This window comes from Caldicellulosiruptor obsidiansis OB47 (genome assembly GCF_000145215.1).
GTDB lineage: Bacteria > Bacillota > Thermoanaerobacteria > Caldicellulosiruptorales > Caldicellulosiruptoraceae > Caldicellulosiruptor > Caldicellulosiruptor obsidiansis.
Map to the genome: position 1 here is coordinate 1,540,496 of NC_014392.1, position 23,330 is coordinate 1,563,825.

25 protein-coding genes are annotated in these 23,330 nt (G+C 35.1%); 4 read left to right on the top strand and 21 right to left on the bottom strand.

All coding sequences use genetic code 11. The annotated features are described in order from the left end of the window. Positions 1-322 precede the first annotated feature (322 nt). Positions 323-1,237, top strand: a complete 915-nt coding sequence (locus tag COB47_RS07160; RefSeq protein WP_013290711.1) for an ArsR/SmtB family transcription factor — start codon at positions 323-325, stop codon at positions 1,235-1,237. A gap of 62 nt (positions 1,238-1,299) precedes the next feature. Here the strand turns inward: COB47_RS07160 and COB47_RS07165 are convergent, their stop codons facing one another. The 20 genes from COB47_RS07165 to COB47_RS07260 form a co-directional block, all read right to left on the bottom strand. After that, a complete protein-coding gene (locus COB47_RS07165; protein ID WP_013290712.1) occupies positions 1,300-1,815 on the bottom strand; it encodes a coiled-coil domain-containing protein in 516 nt (171 codons plus the stop codon). Positions 1,816-1,885: 70 nt separating this feature from the next. Then, a complete protein-coding gene (locus COB47_RS07170) occupies positions 1,886-2,551 on the bottom strand; it encodes a DUF2225 domain-containing protein (protein ID WP_013290713.1) in 666 nt (221 codons plus the stop codon). 18 nt (positions 2,552-2,569) lie between these two features. Further along, positions 2,570-3,946: a VanW family protein gene (locus tag COB47_RS07175; RefSeq protein WP_013290714.1), complete on the bottom strand. Its 1,377-nt coding sequence runs from the start codon at positions 3,944-3,946 to the stop codon at positions 2,570-2,572. A gap of 8 nt (positions 3,947-3,954) precedes the next feature. Continuing rightward, a complete protein-coding gene (locus tag COB47_RS07180; RefSeq protein ID WP_013290715.1) occupies positions 3,955-4,494 on the bottom strand; it encodes a 2-oxoacid:acceptor oxidoreductase family protein in 540 nt (179 codons plus the stop codon). 2 nt (positions 4,495-4,496) lie between these two features. After that, positions 4,497-5,237 (bottom strand): thiamine pyrophosphate-dependent enzyme, encoded by a 741-nt coding sequence (locus COB47_RS07185; RefSeq protein ID WP_013290716.1) that lies wholly within the window; start codon positions 5,235-5,237, stop codon positions 4,497-4,499. A gap of 39 nt (positions 5,238-5,276) precedes the next feature. Continuing rightward, a complete protein-coding gene (locus COB47_RS07190) occupies positions 5,277-6,329 on the bottom strand; it encodes a 3-methyl-2-oxobutanoate dehydrogenase subunit VorB (protein ID WP_013290717.1) in 1,053 nt (350 codons plus the stop codon). Between the two features lie 3 nt (positions 6,330-6,332). Continuing rightward, a complete protein-coding gene (locus tag COB47_RS07195) occupies positions 6,333-6,536 on the bottom strand; it encodes a 4Fe-4S dicluster domain-containing protein (RefSeq protein WP_013290718.1) in 204 nt (67 codons plus the stop codon). 24 nt (positions 6,537-6,560) lie between these two features. Then, positions 6,561-7,250, bottom strand: a complete 690-nt coding sequence (locus COB47_RS07200) for a hypothetical protein (RefSeq protein ID WP_013290719.1) — start codon at positions 7,248-7,250, stop codon at positions 6,561-6,563. Positions 7,251-7,283: 33 nt separating this feature from the next. Beyond that, complete coding sequence (hypE, locus tag COB47_RS07205) at positions 7,284-8,282, bottom strand: hydrogenase expression/formation protein HypE (RefSeq protein WP_237698868.1); 999 nt, start codon at positions 8,280-8,282, stop codon at positions 7,284-7,286. Next, a complete protein-coding gene (gene hypD, locus COB47_RS07210) occupies positions 8,282-9,337 on the bottom strand; it encodes a hydrogenase formation protein HypD (protein ID WP_013290721.1) in 1,056 nt (351 codons plus the stop codon). The genes hypE and hypD overlap by 1 nt, the downstream gene beginning before the upstream one ends. Continuing rightward, positions 9,324-9,551 carry a HypC/HybG/HupF family hydrogenase formation chaperone gene (locus COB47_RS07215; RefSeq protein WP_013290722.1) on the bottom strand — a complete coding sequence of 76 codons (228 nt, stop codon included), beginning with the start codon at positions 9,549-9,551 and terminating at the stop codon, positions 9,324-9,326. Before COB47_RS07215 ends, hypD begins: the two co-directional genes overlap by 14 nt. Positions 9,552-9,566: 15 nt before the next feature. Then, the gene (gene hypF, locus COB47_RS07220; RefSeq protein WP_013290723.1) at positions 9,567-11,834 is read right to left on the bottom strand and encodes a carbamoyltransferase HypF; all 2,268 of its coding nucleotides are present in this window, start codon (positions 11,832-11,834) and stop codon (positions 9,567-9,569) included. A 12-nt stretch (positions 11,835-11,846) separates the two neighbouring features. Beyond that, a complete protein-coding gene (gene hypB / locus COB47_RS07225; RefSeq protein WP_013290724.1) occupies positions 11,847-12,509 on the bottom strand; it encodes a hydrogenase nickel incorporation protein HypB in 663 nt (220 codons plus the stop codon). Between the two features lies 1 nt (position 12,510). Further along, complete coding sequence (gene hypA / locus COB47_RS07230; RefSeq protein WP_013290725.1) at positions 12,511-12,852, bottom strand: hydrogenase maturation nickel metallochaperone HypA; 342 nt, start codon at positions 12,850-12,852, stop codon at positions 12,511-12,513. A 51-nt stretch (positions 12,853-12,903) separates the two neighbouring features. Beyond that, positions 12,904-13,284: a 4Fe-4S binding protein gene (locus COB47_RS07235; protein ID WP_013290726.1), complete on the bottom strand. Its 381-nt coding sequence runs from the start codon at positions 13,282-13,284 to the stop codon at positions 12,904-12,906. Between the two features lie 29 nt (positions 13,285-13,313). After that, positions 13,314-14,393, bottom strand: a complete 1,080-nt coding sequence (locus COB47_RS07240) for a hydrogenase large subunit (protein WP_013290727.1) — start codon at positions 14,391-14,393, stop codon at positions 13,314-13,316. A 7-nt stretch (positions 14,394-14,400) separates the two neighbouring features. Then, positions 14,401-14,772, bottom strand: a complete 372-nt coding sequence (locus COB47_RS07245; protein WP_013290728.1) for an NADH-quinone oxidoreductase subunit C — start codon at positions 14,770-14,772, stop codon at positions 14,401-14,403. Beyond that, positions 14,756-15,220: an NADH-quinone oxidoreductase subunit B family protein gene (locus COB47_RS07250; protein WP_013290729.1), complete on the bottom strand. Its 465-nt coding sequence runs from the start codon at positions 15,218-15,220 to the stop codon at positions 14,756-14,758. Before COB47_RS07250 ends, COB47_RS07245 begins: the two co-directional genes overlap by 17 nt. A 22-nt stretch (positions 15,221-15,242) precedes the next feature. Beyond that, positions 15,243-16,103, bottom strand: coding sequence for a respiratory chain complex I subunit 1 family protein (locus COB47_RS07255; protein WP_013290730.1), 861 nt, complete (start codon positions 16,101-16,103; stop codon positions 15,243-15,245). Beyond that, the gene (locus COB47_RS07260; protein ID WP_013290731.1) at positions 16,100-18,010 is read right to left on the bottom strand and encodes an NADH-quinone oxidoreductase subunit 5 family protein; all 1,911 of its coding nucleotides are present in this window, start codon (positions 18,008-18,010) and stop codon (positions 16,100-16,102) included. The genes COB47_RS07255 and COB47_RS07260 overlap by 4 nt, the downstream gene beginning before the upstream one ends. 175 nt (positions 18,011-18,185) lie before the next feature. On the opposite strand from COB47_RS07260, the gene COB47_RS07265 reads away from it, so the two are divergent. Beyond that, complete coding sequence (locus tag COB47_RS07265) at positions 18,186-19,040, top strand: Cof-type HAD-IIB family hydrolase (RefSeq protein WP_013290732.1); 855 nt, start codon at positions 18,186-18,188, stop codon at positions 19,038-19,040. Between the two features lie 47 nt (positions 19,041-19,087). On the opposite strand, the gene COB47_RS07270 is transcribed toward COB47_RS07265, so the two are convergent. Then, on the bottom strand, positions 19,088-21,196 hold the full coding sequence (locus COB47_RS07270) for an N-acetylmuramoyl-L-alanine amidase (RefSeq protein ID WP_013290733.1): 2,109 nt from the start codon (positions 21,194-21,196) through the stop codon (positions 19,088-19,090). Between the two features lie 168 nt (positions 21,197-21,364). Here COB47_RS07270 and argC point away from each other — a divergent pair, with 168 nt between their 5' ends. Both argC and argB read left to right on the top strand, forming a co-directional pair. Continuing rightward, positions 21,365-22,396, top strand: a complete 1,032-nt coding sequence (gene argC / locus COB47_RS07275) for an N-acetyl-gamma-glutamyl-phosphate reductase (protein WP_013290734.1) — start codon at positions 21,365-21,367, stop codon at positions 22,394-22,396. 28 nt (positions 22,397-22,424) lie between these two features. After that, a complete protein-coding gene (gene argB / locus COB47_RS07280) occupies positions 22,425-23,306 on the top strand; it encodes an acetylglutamate kinase (RefSeq protein WP_013290735.1) in 882 nt (293 codons plus the stop codon). Positions 23,307-23,330: the final 24 nt, after the last annotated feature.

A 23,330-nucleotide genomic window follows, 5' to 3' on the forward strand; every position in this document is an offset into this window, starting at 1 on the left:
CAATCCATTAAACAAATGTTTTATTGTCAATTTTACTTCTCATTGTTTGTTTTTATTGACCTTTATTAATTTTATTTAGTTATTGCTAAAATATTTTACATTAATTTTTGAATTTAATTATATAAACGTTTATCAAAAAAATCAAGTTGCTTCTTAAAATTTTTAATAATTCTTGTACATATACAAGTTAAATATAGCTAATTAATTTTAAATCTTTTAAAAATCAACATATTTTACACATCACTACTTCCTTCTTGCAAAGTATTTTAAAACCAGCTAAAATAAAAATGTTCAAATCTACAAAAAAGGTGGATTAAAAGTCATGAAACAAATAGACAATCTCAAAGAAGCAAAAATTCTCTTTGAAGCTTTATCATCTGATGCAAGATTAGAGATTATAAACCTTCTAAGCAAACATCGCGAAATGAATATGAACGAAATTGCACAGAAATTGGGGCTCACAAATGGCGCGGTTACTCAACACATGAAAAAGCTAATTGCTGCTGGGATTGTTACAATCAGTGCAGCTGCAGGAAAACATGGCAATCAAAAGATTTGCCGTCTTGTTGAAGACAAGATAATTATTAACATTGTCACAAAGCATCCTCAAAAATTATATGAGTGCGAAATCAAAGTCGGTAATTATTCTATCTTTGAGGTTTATCCAACCTGCGGACTTGCTACAAAAGACAAGTTAATCGGAGAGGTGGATGACCCCAAATACTTTGCTCATCCTGAACATGTTAACTGTGATATTATCTGGTTTACAAAGGGTTATGTAGAATATATAATCCCCAATTTTCTGCGTCAAAATCAAAAAGCTGTTGAAATTCAGATTTCATTTGAAATTTCTTCAGAAGCCCCGGGTGTTAGTGAAAACTGGCCTTCAGATATATACTTTTACTTAAATGGAGTTGAGCTTGGTTACTGGACAAGCCCAGGGGATTTTGGAGGAGAGACTAAAGGAATCTTTACACCTGACTGGTGGTTTCCTAACTGGAACCAATATGGGCTCTTAAAACTTCTTTCAGTTTCAGAAGATGGGACATATATAGACGGATTTAAAATTTCTAATGTCACTATAAAAGATATTGATATTGAGTCCAAAAATGAAATAAGGTTCAGAGTTGCTGTACCTGATCACGCAAAGAACATTGGAGGAGTTACTCTTTTTGGAAGAAATTTTGGAAACTACGACCAGGATATAAAGTTCCGAATATTTTATGAGGAAGTATAAAACAAAAGAGGGGATTTTCCCCTCTTTTGAACTTTCATGTTTTTAATTACTTTCTATGTAAACTATGAAGCTCTTACAACTTTTTTCAAAAACCGAATATCAATTTCATGCTCAACTGAGATGTCACGTAAATATTCAAACCCTTCTTTCAATCTTCCGGTCTGCTGCTCTAAATTGTCAAATCTCTTGTACACCTCATCTCTGAACATAATCATCTCTGTTCGAAATTCTGTCAAGAATGCAACCTGGTCATATACAGCATTCATTCTTCTTGTCAGTTCTTTGTTACTTTCTTTTAATATAACAATATCTTGTTTAATAACCAGAACATCTTGCTCAAGCTTTGCAACTCTTTGCTCCACTATATCAAGTCTTTGCTCAACCATATCAAGCCTTTGCTCAACCTTGTCAAGCCTTTGCTCAACCTTGTCAAGCCTTTGCTCAACTTTGTCAAGTCTCTGCTCAACTTTGTCAAGTCTTTGTTCAATCTTATTTAATCTTTCCTCGATAACTTCAAGTCTCCCATTAATCTTTTCAAGATTCGTAACTATAGCTTGTAAAACATCATTTTCTGGCATTTTTGCCTCCTGAGTTTTAAAATTTTATAGTAAGATTATATCACATTTTTTCTAACAATTTTCTTGTATTTTACTCCATATCTTTCATAGCCTGGATCTGGTCTCTTGCAAGTTCAAGAATGTGAGGATTGTTTCGAGCTTCTTTGCTTGATATAAGCCTTGAAAACCATTTTCTTGCCTCGTCAATTTCACCTACTCGTCTCGAAAGCTCACCTATCAAATACATAACAGTAGCCATATCTATTTCCTCAGTGGAGCCTTCCTCATGTTCAAATGCATCCTTATATGTTTGAAGAGCAAGTTTTTGAAATTCAAGTTCCTTCTCCTTATCTTGACTTAACCTGTAGAGCCATGAAATTCTTAGTAAAATTCCTGCAACCTCATATTTGTTGACTTTTCTCTTAGATGTTGCTGTAATCAAAGCTAACTTGTACAATGTAATGGCATCATCTACAGTCCTTTCAAATGGAATTTCTCTTTTTACCCACTTTGAAGAAACTTTTTCTTTTAATGATTCTATATCCCATTTTGTAAGTTTTCCAAAATTTTTACTAAGTGCTGCATAACCACATCCCCCGCAAACAATAACATCATACAAAAGAGGATTAACGCCCTTGTAGTAAACACAAAGGTCAGTATCCCTATCTTCTACATAAATTGCTGAACTTTTTACAAACGGTGCTTTGATTGGGCTGCCACATACAGGACACTCTAATGTCTTTTCATAAACGTCCATTTTTCTTATCCTCTCCCCTTACTCATAAACAGATGAAGAGACAGTCTCTTTCGGTTTTGTTCCAACCAGTATCACAGCATTTACAGGTTTATAATAGTCATAAGACAAAAACTTCTTTTCTATTAACTTGCCATCTTTATAAACAAGCATATATGTCTTTACCTTCAAGCCATTCTGAGGTTTATTGGAAAGCTTTTTTACTCCTTGAGGAAGTGTTGGATCATTTTTGTAGACTTTTTTATAAGGTACCTTTTCAATTATTTCCGATTCGAATTTTACAATTTCAGCCTTATGATTGTTTTTGCCATAGAGGTTGACTGTCACAGTATTTTTGGAAGTATAACTTTCAACATAGATAGGCGCATCTGTAGTGTTCCTGAATTTAAAATCTATTGAACCTGAAGCAATTGTTGCATCTCTGCCAGGTGGCACATACGAAATCAGAGCTGAATGTGGTACTCTTTCCACAACCTTCAGCTGAGCCATCAAAACAGCATTGTACAAAGTTGTTGCTATTTGACAAAGCCCGCCACCGACACCGTCTACAAACTCATTATTGACTATTACTTTTGCAATTTTGAAACCATTCTCAACTGTTACAGGTCCAATTGCCTTTGACAACGAAAATATTTCGCCCGGCATTAATAATTTACCATTTATCTTTTGTGCAGCCACCCTTATATTTTCGCTTCTTGCAACATTCGAACTATCAAACTTAGTGGTAAATGATCCTATTATTTCCTTTACCTTCGAAAGCTCACTTGCTGTGATCCGCGGAACTATTTCTAAAAACTTTGCATAAATCTTGCCTTCTTGCTTGTTTTTAATCATATCTTTTAATTTACTCAAAAGATAGCCATAATCAAGTTTTTTCCCTATTCTCTCTGGAGTTATAACAAACTGGTCTCCTACTTTTTTGATACTTGCATTAACAGGCGATTGATAGTGTGTGTTGAAAAGCCCATCTACAAACTTTTTAAGTTTATCTGGGTCATACTCAAAATTAAGTCTTATTATAACTGGATTTTCATAAACCTTTTTTATCTCTTTAAACCGTGTTGCAAGGTTACCCTTTCTGCCAATTGAATATGCCTTTTCTACTGCCTTGTCTATATCCATCTTTACTCCAAGTGAAGAATATTCAAGAAAATAGCTTTTGTCTTCAACTATAACTTCAATTTTTTTGTTCTGCAGTGGCTCAAAATAGGTCTTTTTTAAAAGCTCAAAAGCCTCTTCTGTGGTAAGTCCACCCAAATGAACACCCTCAACGTAAACACCCTTATAAATCCTATCTGTGTCAAGAACTTTTGTAACATTGTTATAAAGACTATATCCCAAAACTGTGCTTGCTATCAAAAGTATTACTATAATCCCAATTAATATATACCTTCTCACCCCAAATTTTACCCCCGTCCAGCAATTGCTTCAAAGCCCTTTTCAAGAGCTAAACAGTTTAAATTATAAACTTCCTCTGTTTTTGAAAACTCTCTCAATACATCTTTTGCCTCATCAAATGGAAAATTCTGCTTTATTGCCAAATATGCGCCAAACATTACGATGTTTGTAACTCTAACATTTCCTACACTTGAAGCAATCTCAGTTGCCGGAATATAATGAACATTTACATCTTTTCTATTTGCACAGATATCCACAAGAGAACTATTTACAAGTAAAAGCCCACTTCTCTTTATTGCAGGTTCAAATTTTTCAAGCGATGGTTTATTTAAAACAAATAATGTATCGGGATTAAACACAACAGGAGAACCAATCATATCACTTGAAATTATAACACTGCAGTTTGCTGTTCCACCCCTCATTTCAGGTCCGTACGATGGGAGCCATGACACATTAAACCCCTTTTTCATTCCAAGATGGGCAAATACCTGGCCTAAAAAAAGAACACCCTGACCACCAAATCCTGCAATTAAAATCTCCTCTGTCATCTTCAAATTCCCCTGCCTTTATCCTTGAAAATTCCTAAACTGTAGTATTTTAGTACCTCATTTTCTATTCTCTTCATACTCTCACAAGGCGAAAGCCCCCAGTTTGTAGGGCAGTTTGAGAGCACTTCTATAATAGAAAAGCCTTCATTGTTCATCTGAACTTCAAAAGCTCTTTTTATCGCTTTTTTCGTAAACTCAATATTCTTCAAATTATGTATTGAAGTTCTTGCAACAAAGGCAACACCATCAAGTGGCACAAGCATTTCACAAAGTTTTATATGATAACCTTGTACTTTTGGGTCACGTCCATATGGAGATGAAACTGTCACCTGTCCAGGAATTGTTGTCGGAGCCATCTGACCACCTGTCATAGCATAAACTCCGTTGTTGACAAATATAGCTGTAAAATTTTCCCCCCGGGTTGCTGCATGTATGACCTCAGATGTTCCAATGGCTGCAATGTCCCCGTCGCCTTGATATGAAAACACAAGAGCGTCTGGAATACTCCTTTTTACACCAGTTGCAGCGGCTGTGGCTCTCCCATGAGCTGCTGCCACAAAGTCAAAATTAAAATAGTCATATATAAAAACTGCACAGCCAACAGGTGCAACACCTATTATTTTATTCTCTTTGTAATCCTCGTCAATAACCTCAGCAATCAATCTGTGAATGATTCCGTGACCGCACCCTGGGCAATAATGCATACTTTCTTTTGTCAAACACTCTGGTCTTTTGAACCCCATCCTAATCATCTTCCTCTCAAATTTGGTGTAATCTACTACCTACTTTTTAAGAGAATAATAAAAATCCATTATTTCCTGAATTGTGGGAACCACGCCACCTGTTCTTCCATAAAAATGTACTGTTTTTTCCCCTTCCACAGAAAGCTTAACATCCTCAAGCATCTGTCCCAAATTCATCTCAATGTCAATAAAAAATTCTACTTCCTCTTTTGATGCATAACTTTTTAGCTCATTTTCTGGAAATGGCCAAAGCGTAATTGGCCTTACAAGCCCAACCTTCTCGCCAGCTTGTCTTAAACTGTTTACAGCACTTTTTACAATCCTTGCACACATCCCAAATGAGACAAAAATAACCCTCGCATCGTCTGCCAAGTACTCTTCAACCATTACTTCGTTTTCTTTTATTTTTTTATATTTCTCCCTTAGCTTAAAATTATGCTTTTCAAGTTCCTCTGGAACAATATAAAGTGAATTTGTCACTCTTTTTTCTCTATTCCTGTCACCCGTCACTGCCCATGGTTTTTCTACCTTTTGTGGTTTATAATTTTTGTCAAACTCTACAACCTCCATCATCTGCCCAAGCATTCCGTCACCCAAAATCATGACAGGATTACGGTACTTGTCTGCAAGGTCAAACGCCTTCATTGTGAGCTCTACAGCTTCTTGCACAGAAGATGGAGCAAGCACAATCACCTTATAATCTCCATGTCCGCCACCTTTTGTGGCCTGAAGATAATCAGACTGAGCAGCGTTTATATTACCAAGCCCCGGTCCACCTCTCATAATGTTTACAATTACGCATGGAAGTTCCGCACCTGCTAAATATGATATGCCTTCTTGTTTTAAGCTTATCCCCGGTCCAGATGATGATGTCATAACCCGCTTGCCACAGCTTGATGCCCCATATGCCATGTTAATTGCTCCAACTTCGCTCTCTGCCTGGATAAACACACCACCACTTTTTAAAAGCTTTTTAGCCATATACTGCAAAAGTTCTGTCTGAGGTGTGATTGGATACCCAAAAAAACATTCACAGCCAGCTCTTAGTGCTGCCTCAGCAATGGCTTCATTTCCTTTCATAAGAATTTTCAAAGTTTACTCACCTACCTCAAACACTATATCAGGACAAATCTTATAGCAGCTTCCACAGCCAATACATAAGTTTTGGTCTTTTACTTCAACAGGGTTATACCCTTTTTTGTTTATTCTGCTCCTGTCTATATACAAGATTTTCTTAGGACAGATTTCCACACAAAGTCCACAACTTTTGCACTTATCATATTCGATTTTGAGTTTCAACTTTTCAACCTCCAAAATGGCTTCTTATCTTATTATATACCTTTTAATGGCATATACAAGAGAATATTTTTTTATCTCTTCTAAAAGCTCCTCTTCAAATAGATTTTCTTCTACCACAGTAAGAATATAGGGAATATCTTTTTTGTCAGCTACGTTTTGGATAATTTTGAGGCTTCTTATAACATCTTCTGGATTTGTTTCTGAAAGAAGATGAGAATTATTTATAATAGCTGTAATGTTTATTCCCAGAATTTTTTCAATTTCTTGCATATTTTGTAAGATCTCTTCTTCGTTTGAATTGAACGGCCTGTATATGTTGGCAACATAAAAAACACTGTAACCTTTTTTGTCAAGCAACTCTTTGAACTGGCCAACAACTCTACTGCCAAGCTCATCTCCACCTACATCTATTATGTTGACTCCGTTTGAACTGCTCAGCGCTTCAAAAACCCTGCCAGAAAGAACCGGAAGGTCTATGCTTTTGTCCTCAAAGTGTGTGGAAATAAAATTTATATTTTTATTCTCAATAATATGCTTAATACTTCTCAGGTTATAATAAAAATTTATTACATCTGCATCGATTAAATTCACGTTGAAAAACTCCCCAAGCTCTAAAGAAACATTCAGAGCTATCTCACTTTTGCCACTTCCCGCCGTCCCAACAAAGATGTTTGTTTTCCTGTTGACAAAACTCAAAGGTACCGTCATGCACATTCCTTTCACCCTCATCCCCGTCACAAATTCTTCTTAGCAAATCCTTGGTAACATCTCATAATAAAGCATGTCCAAAATTCTCGTGCCGCCAAAGGTGGTTGACAGATATACTCTCTTTTCCATACCCTCTTCTACAGTTCCAATCTCACATGCACACTTATTGTATTTTTTCAAAATCTCAATAGCTTTTTCTTTTTCATCCCTATTTACAATCGCAACAAACCTACCTTCACAAGCAAGATAATAACTATCCAGCCCCAGAATATCGCACAGAGCTTTTACCTCATCTGCAACAGGTATCTTTTCTTCCTCAACTTTTATATCAAAGCCAGACTTTTGGACAATCTCATTTAAAGCTGTGGCAAGCCCACCTCTTGTAAGGTCTTTCATGTACGCAACGTCTACCTCTTGCATCAGCTCTGAAATTACATCTAACAAAAGCCCACAATCGGATTCTATCCTGTCTTCAAACCCAAGGTCTTCATTGTGAGAATATATGCACGCTCCGTGTCTTCCTATATCCCCACTGACAATCACAACTTGACCACTTTTTATCTTTGAAATCGAAGGCATTTTTTTTGCATCTTTTGCAATTCCCAACCCGGTTGTATTTATAAATATTCCATCTGCCGCACCTTTTTCTACCACCTTTGTATCCCCTGCAACAATCTCAACTCTTGCTAAATCAGCGTATTTCTTGATTGACCTTGTAATATTCTCTAAATCATCCATTGAAAATCCTTCTTCGATTACAAAAGAAATGGTAATATATTTTGGTTCAAGTCCTGCAACAGCTAAGTCATTTACTGTCCCACATACCGAAAGCTTTCCAATATCTCCTCCTTTAAAAAAATATGGTTTTACTACAAATGAATCTGTTGATATTCCCACTTTCATACCGTCTAAAGAAAATACTGTTGAATCATCACCGCTTTTCAATATTTCAGAACCAAATATTGGCTTGAAAAGGCCGTCAATCAGCTCATATGTCTGTTTTCCTCCATTGCCATGTTCCTTGCGAATAGTCCTCATCATTTCCACTTCCCATATCTAAAGTATGCATTGCAAGAACCTTCTTGAGATACCATACACGCACCCTTTGGTGTCTGAGGTGTGCACACCTTTTCAAAAAGAGGACATTCAAAGGGCTTTAATTTGCCTGTTAGCACATCTGTACATCTGCAAGCAGAATTAGATAAACTTTCATATTCATATTTAAGCTGGACTGAAAAAGCAGAATACTCACTTTTAAGTCTCAACCCACCCCCCTCAATCAAACCAAGTCCTCTAAAATACGCATCAGTTCTTTCAAAAAACCTTTCAATATACCTTTTAGCAACTGTGTTACCCTCTTTTTTTACAACTCTCTTGTACTCATTTTTTACAGTGAAATCATTATTTAAGATACTTTGTGTTAAACTTAGCAAAGAAAACAGAATATCATACTTTTCAAATCCAGATATAACAGAAGGAAGCTTAAATTCCTCAACAAACTTAAATCCATCAACACCCAAGATTGTTGCAACATGGCCTGGCAGGATAAGTCCGTCCACTTTTATGTGATCTTTTAAGAGAACTTTTAGCGGCTGGTCAATGGTTTTGAGCTCACATGCAAACTTGACATTCTTCAAATCCTTTTCCAATACCTTTTCCAAGCTCAGAGCAAAGACTGGAACTGTTGTCTCAAACCCCACTGCTGCAATTATTGCTTCTTCATCTGCAGAGATATTCTCAACAGTATCAACCGGTGAGTACATAATTTTAATTTTGGCGCCTTCCGCTTTTGCCTCAGCTAAAGACATATTCTTTCCTGGAACTTTCAGTAGGTCTCCAAAAGTGTAGATAGTATAGTTCATTTTTGCAAGCTCAATGAGATTATCTATATACCCTTCATGAGTTACGCAAACTGGGCAGCCAGGACCTGAAATAAAATCTATATATCCTTTAAAAAGAGTATGAAAACCGTTTCGGTAAATTGAAACAGTATGAGTGCCACACACCTCAATTATTCTTAGCTGCCTGCCAATCTTTTCAATGTTGTTTTTTATTGTGTTAACAATAGCATTTACAGCTTCAAGAGTTTGCATCTCTTACCTCACCAAAAAGTTTTTCTATTTCCTCGGCTTCTTTTTCATCTATTTTTTCAATTGCAACTCCTGAGTGAATAAGTAAATAATCACCCTCAGCAAGCTCTTTTATGAGAGACACATTTACAGTTTTTTTCAAGCCTAAATAGTCAACAATAGCTTTCTTGCCATTTTCTAAAATTTCAATCACTTTTGCAGGATAGCCTAAACACATATTTTTAAAACTCCCTTAACAATTTTTTAATAATTGGATTGTATAATATACTTGTCCAGCTGAAATTCCCCCATCGTTTATAGGGAAAAAAGAATTAAAATACACCTTAAAGTGCTCTTTCTCAAGCATAGACACTGTCTTTTCAAGTAAAAGTCTGTTTTGGAATACTCCACCAGATAGTACTACAATGTCTTTATTATAATTTTCTCTCAACCTCTTTGCCACTTCAACAACTATTTTTGCAACGGTGTTGTGAAATTTCGCAGAAATCAAGCTTCTGTCAGCCTTTCTTTTAATATCATTAATGATTTGTTGTAATATATACACAATATCTATTTCAATTTCATATTCAAAATTCATAACAAAATCATAAAACCCTTCTTCTGTCTTATCAGCAATACTTTCTAAAACCATTGGAATCTGTGCTTCAAAATTGTTTTTCTCACCACACCTTAAAAGCACACCAACAACATCAAATATTCTTCCAAAACTTGAGCAAAGAGGGTAATTCAGTAACCTTGCTGCCTTTACAATTTTTGAAAGAAAATTAGAATTTGCAAAATATTCCTCTGCAAAGCTTTTATCAATTTCATATGCAAAATAGTATGCCAGTCTCACAGGTTCTTTTATAGATTTTTCTCCACCCACTAAAGAATAGTATTTCAAATGAAATACCCTTTTCACATTGCTTTTATCAATTAGAAATCCTTCACTTCCCCATATGTTCCCATCCAATCCCAAGCCTGTTCCGTCAAATGCAAAGCCTATACAGCTATCTAAATTATTTTCAAGCATACATGAAAACACATGAGCTATATGATGCTGAACATACACAACTTTTTTTGCATATTTTTCGGCCATTTCCTCAGCAAGGACGGTTGAAAAATAGTTTTTGTGCAAATCACAGGCAATATAATCATATTCTAAGTTGTAAAGAAAAAGCAGGTCACTTAGCGCAGACTTGTAAAAGTCTATATACTCTTTTGTGTCAAGGTCACCCAGGTATTGACTTACAATAACCTCATCGTCTTTTTTTAAAGCAACTGTAGCTTTTTCATGACCTCCTAACGCTAATATATTTTTTTCTACAAATTGTGTTGAAGAAAGTTTTAGCCTCAGAGGAGCAAAACCTCTTCCCGGTCTTGTCAGTACAAATTTATCTTTTACTACAAAACCAACACTGTCATCGCACCTTCGAACTATTTTCCTGTTGTGATAGAGCACATAGTCACAGATACCCTCAAGTTTGTAAATAGCCTCGCCTTCGTCAATAATCATTGGGATTCCTGAAAGGTTGGCAGAGGTTGCAATTAAAAAGTCTCTGCCAGTTTTTTTTAGAATATAGTCCAAAATAGGGGTGTAGGCCCTCATTATACCAAGGGTGTGAAGATTGCCATTCACGCGCGAAAATTGCTCAGTCTTTTTTTCAAAAAGAATTATAGGACATCGTGGAGAAGAAAAAATATCTTCTTCCATCTTATTGACATGGCAATATTTTTTTACTACTTCAATGTCCCGAGCAACAAGTGCTAAAGGCTTGCCTTCTCGTCTTTTGCTTTCAAATAGTCTTTTGACTATAGTTTCATTGTACGGATCACACACCAAGTGAAAGCCGCCTATTCCTTTTATTGCAACTATATATCCCTCTAAAATTTTTTGAGAAACAAAATCTAAAAGTTCTATTGCCTCTCCATGGATATGTTTTTTTTCAGCGAATGAAAAAAGAAAAAGTCTTGGTCCACAAACTTGGCAGGTTGTTGACTGTGCATTGAATCTTCTGTTGTCTGGAGTAGAGTACTCCCTTTCGCACTCATTGCAAAACTTAAATTGCTTCATAGATGTATTTTCTCTATCATATGGCAAAGTCTCAATAATTGTGTATCTTGGTCCGCAGTTTGTACAGCTAATAAATACATTGTGATAGTGTCTGTGAGATTCATCATAAAACTCTTTTCTACAATCCTCACACACCCCTAAGTCATAAGGCAGAACTGTTGAAATCCTATTTTTTTCACTTTCAACAATGTAAAATCCTTTTTCACTTTCTACCGGTTCAATCTCATAAACCTCTATTTCTTCCAAATAAGCATTTTTAGGAAGGTGGGCTATAATATACTGTGTTATTTGCTCTGAAGTTGTATCCCCTTGAAACTCTGCTAAAACGCCTTCACCAGTATTTTTAACGAACCCGGTAAGTCCAAGTTTTCTTGCAATACTATAAATAAAGGGTCGGAAACCGACCCCTTGCACAAGTCCTTTGAACATAAATCTGTACCTTTTCATAAGCATTTTCCCCTACTTTTTGAAATATGAATCTAAAAGGGTATAAAAGTAATTAATAATATCTTCCGAACCTTCTTTTGTCTTAAACGATACCTCAAACAGTTTTAAATCTTTGTCTTTTATAGCTTCTAAACCCTTTTTGTATCTTTGCATATCAAAACCAATAGCATCCACTATATCAATCTTTGATAGAACAACAATATCAGCTTTTTCAAACATTATAGGATATTTATATGGCTTGTCATCACCCTCTGCAGCAGAAGATACAACAACCCTCAAATTCTCTCCCAAATCAAACGAAGATGGACAAATGAGATTGCCAATGTTTTCAACAAAGATCACTGTTTTAGAAAAAGGCTTAATAGTATCTATTGCTTCTGCAATACTGTCTGCAACTAAATGACAAGCACCACCTGTATTTATCTGCAAAACCTTAACTCCATAGCTTGCAATTTGCTCGGCATCAATTGTTGATGCAACATCACCTTCAATCACTGCAATGTTAAATGTATCTTTAAGATTTTCTATCATGCACTTAATGAAAGATGTCTTACCTGCACCAGGTGACCCCATCACATTTATAATATACCATTTATTCTCAACTGCTAACCTTCTTATATTGTCAGCTGCGTTTTGATTCCGCTCTAAAATGTTTTTTATTACCTTTATTTCCATCTCAATCATCTACCTCTATAGACTCAATATAAAATTCCTTGCCGTGTTCAGTAAGTTTACCTAACGACAAACATTTTGGACAGGTAAAGTCTTTTGTTCTTTCAAAATATTCACCGCATTTTTGACAGTACAAAAGAGCCTTTTTAGTAACTATTTCAAGTTGAGCAGTTTCTAAGATTGTTCCTCTTGTTAGGATGTCAAAATAAAATTTCAGCGACTCGTCAATAATTCCGCTAAGTTCGCCAACTACAACTTTAATTCTTGTGACCCTTTTAAAACTGACATCTTTTAATTCATCTTCTGCAATCTTTACAAGCTGCTGTGTAACAAAATACTCATGCATTTTATCATTTTCCTTCCAATTGTACTTTGGGCTTAAGCCAAAGTCTCCTATTTAACCTTTAGTTGCAGTAGCCTGTGCCTTTGGCTGCACCTCATCTTTTACTTCCTGCTTTTTGATGTAAAACTCTTTATAAGTGGTTGGAACGTTAAATTGCTCTTTTGAAATTAAACACTTTTTAGGACAGGACTCAACACATACATTGCAGAGTACGCACTTGTACTGATTTAGCTGCCATGTCCTTGAATTTCTATCCACCACTATCGCATTTGAAGGACATTTTCTCTGGCAGATACCACAAAAGATACATTTCTCTATCTCTATCTCAAGACTTCCTCTTGTATCCTTAAAAAATGGTCTCTTTTCCTTCGGGTAAAGCCTTGTTACAGGCTTTGAAAACAAGTTATCTAACACATTTCTAAGCATCCCAAACATTTTACCATCCCTCTTTTACAAAAACTTTTTTACCTTTCGGTACACGAAATACATGGATCAATTGTCAAAACAAGCATCGGAACATCTGCAAAATCCACGCCCTGAAGCATCTTCACAAGCGCAGGAATATTTGCAAATGTTGGTGTTCTGATTCTGAGTCTTTCCAAGTTCTTTGTCCCGTTTGCCTTTATATAATATACATCTTCCCCTCGTGGCTGTTCAACCCTTGAAATAACCTCACCGTTTGGAAATCCTTTAACCGGCGTTGAAATCTCGCCTTCTGGCATCTTAGAAATAGCTTGACGAATAAGGTCAATCGACTGATAGCATTCACGAAGTCTAACTTTCAGCCTTGCATAGCAGTCTCCATCGTTTTCTATGACTGGTTCAAAGTCAAGTTCACCATATGCTGCATATCCAAGGGTTCGCAGGTCCATCTTTATACCGCTTGCCCTTGCCATTGGTCCTACACACCCAAGTTCATAAGCTTCTTGCTTGGTTAAAACACCTACACCTACAAGTCTTTTCTTGACTGTATAATCGTTCAAAAATGAACCTTCAATTTTCTTTAGTTCCTCTTCCAATTTTGCAAGGTTCTCTAAAATGAACTTTTGCTTATCAAGGTCTATATCTCTTCTAACCCCACCAATTATATTTGTGGAAATTATAACTCTTGAACCTGCTGTTGCTTCCATAAGGTCCATCACAAGCTCTCTATTTCTCCAGCACTGCATAAAAAGGCTCTCAAACCCGAAAGCATCAGCCAATAGCCCAAGCCACAAATGATGACTGTGAAGCCTGTGAAGCTCTGCCCAAATAACTCGCAAATACCTTGCTCTGTCGGGCACTTCAATGCCCATTAGCTCTTCAATTCCCTGGCAATAAGCCAAAGCCTGTTGAAAACTGCATATACCACAAACTCTTTCAACCACATATATGTTTTGATTTATATCCTTTTCCTCAGCAAGCTTTTCAAGTCCTCTATGAACATAACCTATTGCAGGTATCGCTTCAACAACTTTTTCGTCCTCTAAAACAAGCCTAAGCTGCAGAGGTTCCGGCAAAACAGGATGCTGTGGACCAAACGGAACTATTGTTCTTTTCCCCAAAGCCTTCTTACTCTCCTTTCTTTACTTTTACAACTGGCTTTTTGCGCATAGGAGATTCTAACTCTTCTGTTATCATGAACTTTCCTTCGTAATCAATCAAAAGATTTTCAAATTCTATGCCAAACAAATCTTTTATCTCATTTTCAACAAACACAGCTGCAAAATATATGTCTGAAATAGAAGGAACTTTTTCTTCAGACGCTATAGTAACTCTTATATTTGTTAGTTGGTAATCCTTATCAAAGTGATAGATTATATCAAATCTTCCATCGCCCAAATCAACACATGTTGCTGTGACAAATCTATACCCATCTGCTTTTAAGGCTAAAACTTCTTTCCTCAAATCCTCTTTCTGAAGTTCTTTAAGATTTTGCAACATTCAAAATCTCACCCTTTTTCATATTCTTTTTCTTCTCTTCTAAAAGCTGTGCAGCTTTTAAGATTCCTTCCATGATAGCTTCTGGTCGCGGAGCACAGCCAGGAACGTATACATCAACAGGAACAACTGTATCGGCACCGCCAAGGGTATTGTAACATTCTTTGAATATCCCACCGGAGCACGCACATGCTCCAATTGCTACAACAGCTTTTGGATGTGGCATCTGATCATATATTGTCTTTAAAACTCTTGCATTTCTGTGGTTAACAGAACCTGACACAACCAATATATCAGCATGTTTTGGATTACCTACATTTATAATTCCAAATCTCTCGACATCATATACAGGTGTTAAGGTTGCCAGTATTTCTATATCACAGCCGTTGCAGCTGTTACAATCATAGTGAACAATCCATGGAGACTTTTTCAATGCCTTTCTGAATAACACTTTTTATTTTCACCCCTGTTTTTTATAATAACCTATACTTTATATATACCCAAATGAGATTGACAAGCGCAAAACCAAATGCTACTGACCAAGTAAGTCGTAGCATTATCTTCCATGTAAGCCTTGCTGAGATGTTGTCAATCACAATCTCTAAAAAGTAGCAAATCAGAATTGCTGCTATTGCTACAAAGATATTTTTTGCAAAAAATAACCATACAAAAAGAAGTAAAAGCACAAGTTCGTACCAGTGACCAAGTTCAATCAAGCCAAGAACAGGTCCTGCAAACTCTGTTGTAATACCTTTTACAAGTTCTTGATGACCATGGTGTGAAGTTGACAAATCAAACGGAGATTTTCGCAGTTTAATAGTCAAAACATAGGTAAATGCTACGAAGATAAATGGCAAATCCAATATCAACAAACTATTGTGTTTCAAAATATCTTTTATATTGAAACTCCCAGTTACAAAGTAAATTGCTACTATCATAGCAATTAAAACAGGCTCATATGCAAGTACAGATATCAATTCCCTGTGAGCACCTATCCTTGAATATGGCGAATTTGTTACCATTGCTCCAAGAATGAGCGCTGTTGTAGCAAATGCAAGAATAAATAAAATCAAAAGAAGGTCCATCTTAAGCACAAACATCACAACTGCAACAATGTTAAATACCAAGAACAAAAATGCATACAAAATCTGAGTGTTCAAAACAACAATGGTCTCTTTTGAAAATAGTTTAAAAAGATCATAAAAAGGCTGCAGAATAGGCGGTCCAAACCTGTTCTGCATCCGCGCAGTTATTTTTCTATCAATTCCCGTTATAACTCCACCAACTAAAGGTGCAACTATAACAGTTGCCAGTGTAATCCATATTTCTTTCACTTTAAAATCACCCCAAACATTATTGCGATTAATGCCATTGAAAGCACATTTACAATAAGTGTTACTGTTTTCTCATTTGTCAGTGTCTCAAAATAATAATTTTTGAATTCAAACGGCACAACTTTATCTTTTTCACCTCTGAAAGCAAAATTGTCCGAGTTTTCACATGACATATACACAGGCACATATCTTTTTGGCTTAAATAACCTATATATTAGAGCTCCCAGAACAACTGCTGCTATCAGTACACCAAAAAATACAAGCGGATTAAATCCAAAGAAATCTTTCACATACAATTCTTTTATATTTCTGCTGCTAACTCCTGAATACCTTGCAAATGAAGATTTGAAAAACGGCACAACAAATGTATTTGTAAACTGTATCAAAAAGATGCTTACCAAAACTACCAGTATTGAAATAGTCGTCAACGGAATATGCTTTACAAATTCAAATTTTTCTATCTTATTTTTATCCTTTCCATCAGAAAGAATCTTGCCTATAAACTTTGTCCAGAAAACAACCGTAAAAGCACTTCCCAAGATTATTTCAAGCATTGCCACAATGTTTTGAGTTGACACCTCAATAGCAATCCATTTTGTAATTAAAACACCAAACGGAGGAAGTAGCATTGACACACTTCCCAAAAGGGTCAAGAAAGCAACAATTGGCATTTTATACTTGATTCCGTCCATATCCTCTATGTTTCGGGAACCTATACCCTGTTCTATTGAACCAACGCACAAGAACAAAAGCGCTTTAGACACACCATGCAAAACTATCAAAAGTGCAGCTGCATATATCGCATACACATCTGCTATGGAAGACAATGCAATTATAAGACCCAAGTTAGAAATTGTTGAGTATGCCAACACTCTTTTTGCATTTGACTGAAAGATGGCTAAAAGTGCTGCTGATACAAAAGTAAAAGCACCTGCCACCGCAACTATTTTTGACAGCCATGTATCAACAAATACCGGTGATAATCTCAAAACCAGATAAACACCTGCTTTTACCATTGTGCTTGAGTGAAGCAGAGCAGACACAGGTGTTGGTGCCACCATAGCACCAAGTAGCCAGCTCTGGAACGGCATCTGCGCAGACTTTGTAAATGCTGCAAGTGCTAAAAATGCAATTGGTATCATCAAAATACTGCTGTCTTGTGAAGATATAATTTCATTCAAAGCAACTGTGCCAGATTTATAGTACATAAATATTATACCTATAACAAAGCTAAGCCCACCTATCGAATTTAAAAGAAGAGCTCTTGTTGCATTTTTAATGCTCTCTTCATTCTGGTCATGAGAAATTAGTAAGAACGAACAGAGTGTAGTAATCTCCCAGAAAAAGTATACCCACAATATGTTGTTTGAAATTACAAGACCATTCATTGCACCTAAAAATAGCATTATTATTGCAAAAAATATATTCTGTCTGCTCTTTTCAAGATGAAGGTGTTTCTCATGCTCATCCATATAAGAAAGTGCAAATATTGCAATCAGCGGTCCTATTATGTTTATTAAAAGAAGCATAATAAAGCTTAAATGATCAACAAAAAATATATTTTCAACTTCTAATTTACCTACTTTAAATTCAAACACGAACATAAAAACAAACTGCAAAATAGCAAGAAGGCTAATGAGCTTGTTCTTAAGTTTTATACCAATCAAAAAAATGATTGCTAACAGAAAATAGTCGGCAAATGTTATGAGATATTCAAGTGCAAAATTTAAAGAATGCGAAAGTCTCAGTAACCTGTCACCCTGTGAAATAGAATAGATACTTGCGCTAATTAACACTGCAGACATCAAAAAAACAATAGCTTTTCTAAAGTTGCTATTGTTAATAAGGTAGACAAAAAGTGCTGCTATCATGGGTAAAAATATTAGGAGTAAATAGATATTCACCATCAGTTTCTTCCTTGCCCCTTTCTATTTGTGATGATAAACTATTGCTATTAAAGATTATAACATATGATCTTTGTCTTGTATACAGTATGCAAAAGTTAATTTGTTAACAAACTCCAGAATACTTGAAAAATAGCTGCTATTTTTTGTTCAATATTTTAAAAAAAGGTGATCAGTCTTGATAAAATTAATTGCGCTGGATATTGATGGAACCCTTTTAAATGATTCAGGTTCTATTCCTCAAATAAACAAGGAGTTTTTAAAAATTGCTGTAGAAAAGTATAAAATTGAAATAGTACTTTGTACAGGAAGAGGTGCTTCGGCTTTTAAAATTACAAAAGACCTGAATTTGCCATGTTCACTAATCTCGGCAAATGGCGTTTATGTTTTTGAAAATCCTGATTTTCCTCCCATCATAAAAAATTATCTTACAGAACGTCAGAAGAAAGTATTAATTGAGTTTCTTGATAATAATCATTTTGACATAGACTATTATATCGTACTGGGATATGACCAAGATTTTCACATGATTTATAAAAAAAGAACAAATCATGACAATTATTTTTTAAACTTTGTAAACGGCCGCAAACAATTTAAACCTACATACCCAGCAAAAAAGCTTTTAAAGTTTTTGGAATATCCTATTAGCCACATTGGAATTGTAGGCAAATACGAAAAACTTAAAGAGATTAAAGAAACCCTTAAAACCCTTGAGACTAACTGCAATATTATTCTCTACTATGCATCAGACAACAAAGAATATGGTTTTTTAGAAGTCTTGAGCAATGATGCATCAAAAGAGAAAGCTCTTTTGCAATTTATGAATTTTAAAAATGTCTCATCTGAAGAGTTGATATCAATTGGCGATAACTTCAACGACGTTGGAATGTTTAAAATCTCTGGTATAAGCGTGGCAGTTGCAAATGCACCGGAGGAAGTAAAAAAAGCTGCAAAGTTTGTAACCTCCAGAACAAATAATGAAGGTGCAGTTGCTGAAGCTATTGAAAGGTTTATAATAAAGAGGGATGAGTAAAAGGCTTACTTTCTCATCCCTCTTTTTTATTACTTGCCAATAATAATTTATCTGTTGTAATTTGTATTTATATACTCAACAGCATCAGCTATAGCTTTTGCAACAGCATCTTTAAAACTATCGCTCAAAAGAAGGTCCAAATCTTGAGGGTTTGTCCCAAATGCAACTTCAACGAGTACAGCAGGCATATTTGATGTTCTCAGCACAACCAAATTAGGTCTTTCTACAATACCCTTGTTCTGCGTACCAACTTGTTTTATTATGCTGTCAAGTACTATCTGGGCAAACTGCTTGTCTGGAATGATCCCATTTTGCTGTTTCTCTTTATACAAAACCATTGTTCCACGCACAGATGAATTATCAATTGCGTTGTTGTGAATGGAAATAAACAAATCTGCATTTAAACTATTTGCCATCTTTGTTCTGTCATAAAGATCCACAAACTCATCTTTTTCACGCGACATAAAAACTTCATAGCCACGGTTTTTGAGCTTTTCCTTAAGTTTTAATGAAATATCTAAATTAAAATCTTTCTCATTATAAGTTACTTTTTTGCCATCTACTACTTTTGTGTATATGGCACCTGGGTCCGACCCCCCATGTCCAGGGTCAATAAATATTTTCAATTTCTTTTGTGGTTTTTGTAATTTTTGTAAAAAACTTATTATAATATTACTTCCGTTTTTGTTTATATTTGTTACGCAATCAGGATTAATTTGGATATAAACAACACACTTATCCTCTTGATAAACCGAATACACAGTAGTAATAACCGAACCCTGCAAAGAATACACATCGTCTGCAATAGTGATAGGATATTGGCTTTCAAGTTTTATTATGTTACTGTTCTGGTCGTAAAAATAGTTTATCTGAGAAACAAAAGGCGAACTCAAAACAAGGCTTGAGGGCGGATTTAGTCTTAAGCTTGAATACTGGTCAGCAAACACCACTTCTAACTTTCCATCAAGTTTGTTTAAAACAAAAACCTTTGCCTTCGACGAAAAGATAATCTGGCTATTATTCTGATCAATGTTTGAAAGAACATAAAAATCCACTCTACCATCGTTTACTTGGTAAAAATTATTATTTTGAACCGAAAATTGAGCTCCCTTTAAATTCAAAACTACAAAAGACTCATCAGCTCTGTAAATATCACTTACAACTGTCGGACTAATTTCAATTTTGGCAAGAGTAAAGCCATCAGAAGGTATAACATCTATTTTTTGAATCATATATATTTGAGAAGAAGCATTTGAACTTTGAGAATCTTTACTTTGGTAAACCTCGCTACTGTCGATATTTGTTTTTGACTCTATAACTTTTGGTAAATCTATTTCAATTTTGACTTGGTTGCCATTGTTTAATATCTTGTAATCTTTTATCAAACTTGAATCATAATCTATTACAATGCGCGAAAATTTGTTGCCACTTGAATCAATATTTTGTGCATGTCTTATTCTAAAGACGCCATTTTTATTTATTTCTATTCTATTATTTGGTAAATTATCAATACTATTTAAAACATCCAAAACTATTCTATCAGGATTAAAAAGTTTGTAGGTCTTATAAGACAAAGTTTGGGTTGCCGAAACAATCAGGATAAATTTATTATTTTCTATGGTATATCTTATGTCGGCAATATAATTCGACTCCTGCACAGTTCTTGGCAAACTGCTTCTTGAGGTCAAAGTATTTGATGGTTGTTTTTTTGAAGAACTTGAGTCTGAAAATTGCAACTTTTTGGTATTCAAGCTCACCATGTTTTTCATTTTATCAATTTGAATGAGATAACCAAAAATCAATGCTATATCCTTTGCTAAAATATAAGATTTACCTCCATTTATAAAAACTTTGGTTGAAAGAGTTTTTTTGTTTTTGTTATAATAATAAAATGCTTTGTCAACATAGAACTGATATGTATCTTTAGAATTTTTGCCTAAGACAGATTTAGTTTTTGAATTATAAGAAACTTTAAATCCTTTCAGCCTGAGAAAGTCAGCAAGTGCAAGGTAAACATTCCCTTTGTTTTCTAAAATTTTAACTGAAGAGATTAGCTTACCATCAACATAGAGTTTGTATGAGGTGGCTGCAAAAGCAGAAATAAAAATTAATAAAAATATTGTAATCACTGCTACCAAGTTTTTTATTTTGTTCATCACAGATCTACCCCGCAAAAAATGTAATTTATAGGTATATAATACCCCATTTTGTCGAACAAATCAATTTAAATATTTGCCAATGTATTGTATTTTTATGCACCGTGGTGTATAATTATTTGCATAGTTAAAAACAATACTTTAAATAATAAAGAGGAGATGACCAAGTTGATAAAAGCAAGCATTATAGGAGCGTCAGGATATGTGGGATTAGAGCTCATTCGGCTCTTGTTAAAGCACCCTGAAGTTGAAATTATCTCTATCATATCATCAAGTAGCAACCAACTTTCCCTTGATAAAACAAACCCTCAATTTAAAAAGGTTTCAAACCTTGTATTCGAAGAATTTAACATAGAAGCATTAGAAGAAACAGATGTGATATTTTGTGCTTTGCCACACGGTATTTCACAGGAATATGTCAAAATAGGATATGACCTTGGCAAGATTGTGATTGATTTAAGTGCTGATTTTAGATACAAAGATCTGCAAAGATATGCAAAAGATTATAGTCAGCACAAATACCCTGAGCTTTTGAGCAAAAGTGCTTATGGACTTTGTGAAATAAACAGGAAGGAGATTAAAAAGGCTCAGATTGTTGGAAATCCAGGATGTTACCCAACAAGTGCAATATTAGGGCTTGCTCCTCTTTTGAAAAACAAACTTGTAGATAAAAATAGTATTATAATAGATTCGAAGTCAGGTGTTTCTGGAGCTGGTAAAAAATCTGATTTTGCATATAGTTTCTGCGAACTTGATGAAAATTTCAAAGCATATTCAGTTGCAAAACATAGACATACAAGCGAAATTGAAGAGAAGTGCAGTTTGCTATTTGGCGAAGATTTGAATTTATCATTTACACCACATCTTCTGCCTGTAAAAAGAGGAATACTCTCAACTATATATGCAAACCTTATAAAAAAGATTGCTAAAAACGACCTTGTTGAAATTTACAACGAATTCTACAAAGACGAATATTTTGTTCGTATTTTTGAAGATGAACTACCTGAACTAAAGTACGTAAGAGGAACAAACTTTGTAGACATTGGATTTGAGATAGATAAGAAGACAAACAGAGTTATCATAATCTCATGCATTGACAATCTCATAAAAGGTGCTGCCGGCCAGGCAATTCAAAATATGAATATAAAATTTTCTCTTGATGAAAAAACGGGACTTATAATGGTGGGAGAATATTTTTAAAAAATAAAATGAAGGGATGACGGTTTATATGTACGAAGAAATGGACACTCTGATTGAAAAAGCAAGTATATTAATAGAAGCTCTTCCTTACATACAAAAACTTTATGGTAAGACTGTTGTAATAAAATATGGCGGGAATGCTATGATAAATGAAAAGCTTAAAAACTGGGTTATGGAAGATATAACTTTGCTCAAATACATTGGTGTAAATCCAATAGTTGTTCATGGCGGTGGACCTGACATAAATTCAGTCCTCAAGAAACTCAAGGTTGAAAGTCAGTTTGTCAATGGGCTCAGAGTAACAGATATGCAAACCATGGAAGTTGCTCAAATGGTCCTTGTAGGAAAGACAAATAAAGAACTTGTATCAATGCTAAACCAAAAAGGTGGAAAGGCAATAGGTATTTGCGGAATTGATGGTAATTTAATTCAGGCACGAAAACATTATGAATATGTAAATGGAGAAAAAATTGATTTAGGTTATGTGGGAGAGGTCGTGTCAATAAACGCAAAGGTTTTAGAAATGCTTGCTAAAGATGAATATATACCTGTTGTTGCACCAATTGGTGTTGGGGAAGATGGTACAAGTTACAATATTAACGCAGATACTGTGGCGGCTGAAATTGCAAAGGCAATAAAGGCTGAAAAGCTAATGTTTATGACAGATGTTGAAGGATTAAAATATGATAAAAATAGCAAGGAAATAATCTCAGCAATAAGTGCCGATGAAGTTTTGAAGATGATTGACGAAGGAAAGATTGATGGCGGGATGATTCCAAAGGTGTTAGGATGCATAGACGCACTAAAGCACGGTGTCAATCGTACACACATCCTTGATGGAAGAATTCCACACTGTATTTTGCTTGAGATATTTACAGATAAAGGTATTGGAACAATGATTCATCTGTAAAAACTTTTATATGTCAGTATAAAT

Excerpts from the sequence above, each read along its gene's own strand:
- COB47_RS07160 (WP_013290711.1), top strand. The coding sequence starts at position 323 with ATGAAACAAATAGACAATCTCAAAGAAGCAAAAATTCTCTTTGAAGCT.
- COB47_RS07165 (WP_013290712.1), bottom strand. The coding sequence starts at position 1,815 with ATGCCAGAAAATGATGTTTTACAAGCTATAGTTACGAATCTTGAAAAG.
- COB47_RS07170 (WP_013290713.1), bottom strand. The coding sequence starts at position 2,551 with ATGGACGTTTATGAAAAGACATTAGAGTGTCCTGTATGTGGCAGCCCA.
- COB47_RS07180 (WP_013290715.1), bottom strand. The coding sequence starts at position 4,494 with ATGACAGAGGAGATTTTAATTGCAGGATTTGGTGGTCAGGGTGTTCTT.
- COB47_RS07185 (WP_013290716.1), bottom strand. The coding sequence starts at position 5,237 with ATGGGGTTCAAAAGACCAGAGTGTTTGACAAAAGAAAGTATGCATTAT.
- COB47_RS07200 (WP_013290719.1), bottom strand. The coding sequence starts at position 7,250 with ATGTGCATGACGGTACCTTTGAGTTTTGTCAACAGGAAAACAAACATC.
- hypE (WP_237698868.1), bottom strand. The coding sequence starts at position 8,282 with ATGAGGACTATTCGCAAGGAACATGGCAATGGAGGAAAACAGACATAT.
- hypD (WP_013290721.1), bottom strand. The coding sequence starts at position 9,337 with ATGCAAACTCTTGAAGCTGTAAATGCTATTGTTAACACAATAAAAAAC.
- COB47_RS07215 (WP_013290722.1), bottom strand. The coding sequence starts at position 9,551 with ATGTGTTTAGGCTATCCTGCAAAAGTGATTGAAATTTTAGAAAATGGC.
- hypF (WP_013290723.1), bottom strand. The coding sequence starts at position 11,834 with ATGAAAAGGTACAGATTTATGTTCAAAGGACTTGTGCAAGGGGTCGGT.
- hypB (WP_013290724.1), bottom strand. The coding sequence starts at position 12,509 with ATGGAAATAAAGGTAATAAAAAACATTTTAGAGCGGAATCAAAACGCA.
- hypA (WP_013290725.1), bottom strand. The coding sequence starts at position 12,852 with ATGCATGAGTATTTTGTTACACAGCAGCTTGTAAAGATTGCAGAAGAT.
- COB47_RS07235 (WP_013290726.1), bottom strand. The coding sequence starts at position 13,284 with ATGTTTGGGATGCTTAGAAATGTGTTAGATAACTTGTTTTCAAAGCCT.
- COB47_RS07245 (WP_013290728.1), bottom strand. The coding sequence starts at position 14,772 with ATGTTGCAAAATCTTAAAGAACTTCAGAAAGAGGATTTGAGGAAAGAA.
- COB47_RS07260 (WP_013290731.1), bottom strand. The coding sequence starts at position 18,010 with ATGGTGAATATCTATTTACTCCTAATATTTTTACCCATGATAGCAGCA.
- COB47_RS07270 (WP_013290733.1), bottom strand. The coding sequence starts at position 21,196 with ATGAACAAAATAAAAAACTTGGTAGCAGTGATTACAATATTTTTATTA.
- argB (WP_013290735.1), top strand. The coding sequence starts at position 22,425 with ATGTACGAAGAAATGGACACTCTGATTGAAAAAGCAAGTATATTAATA.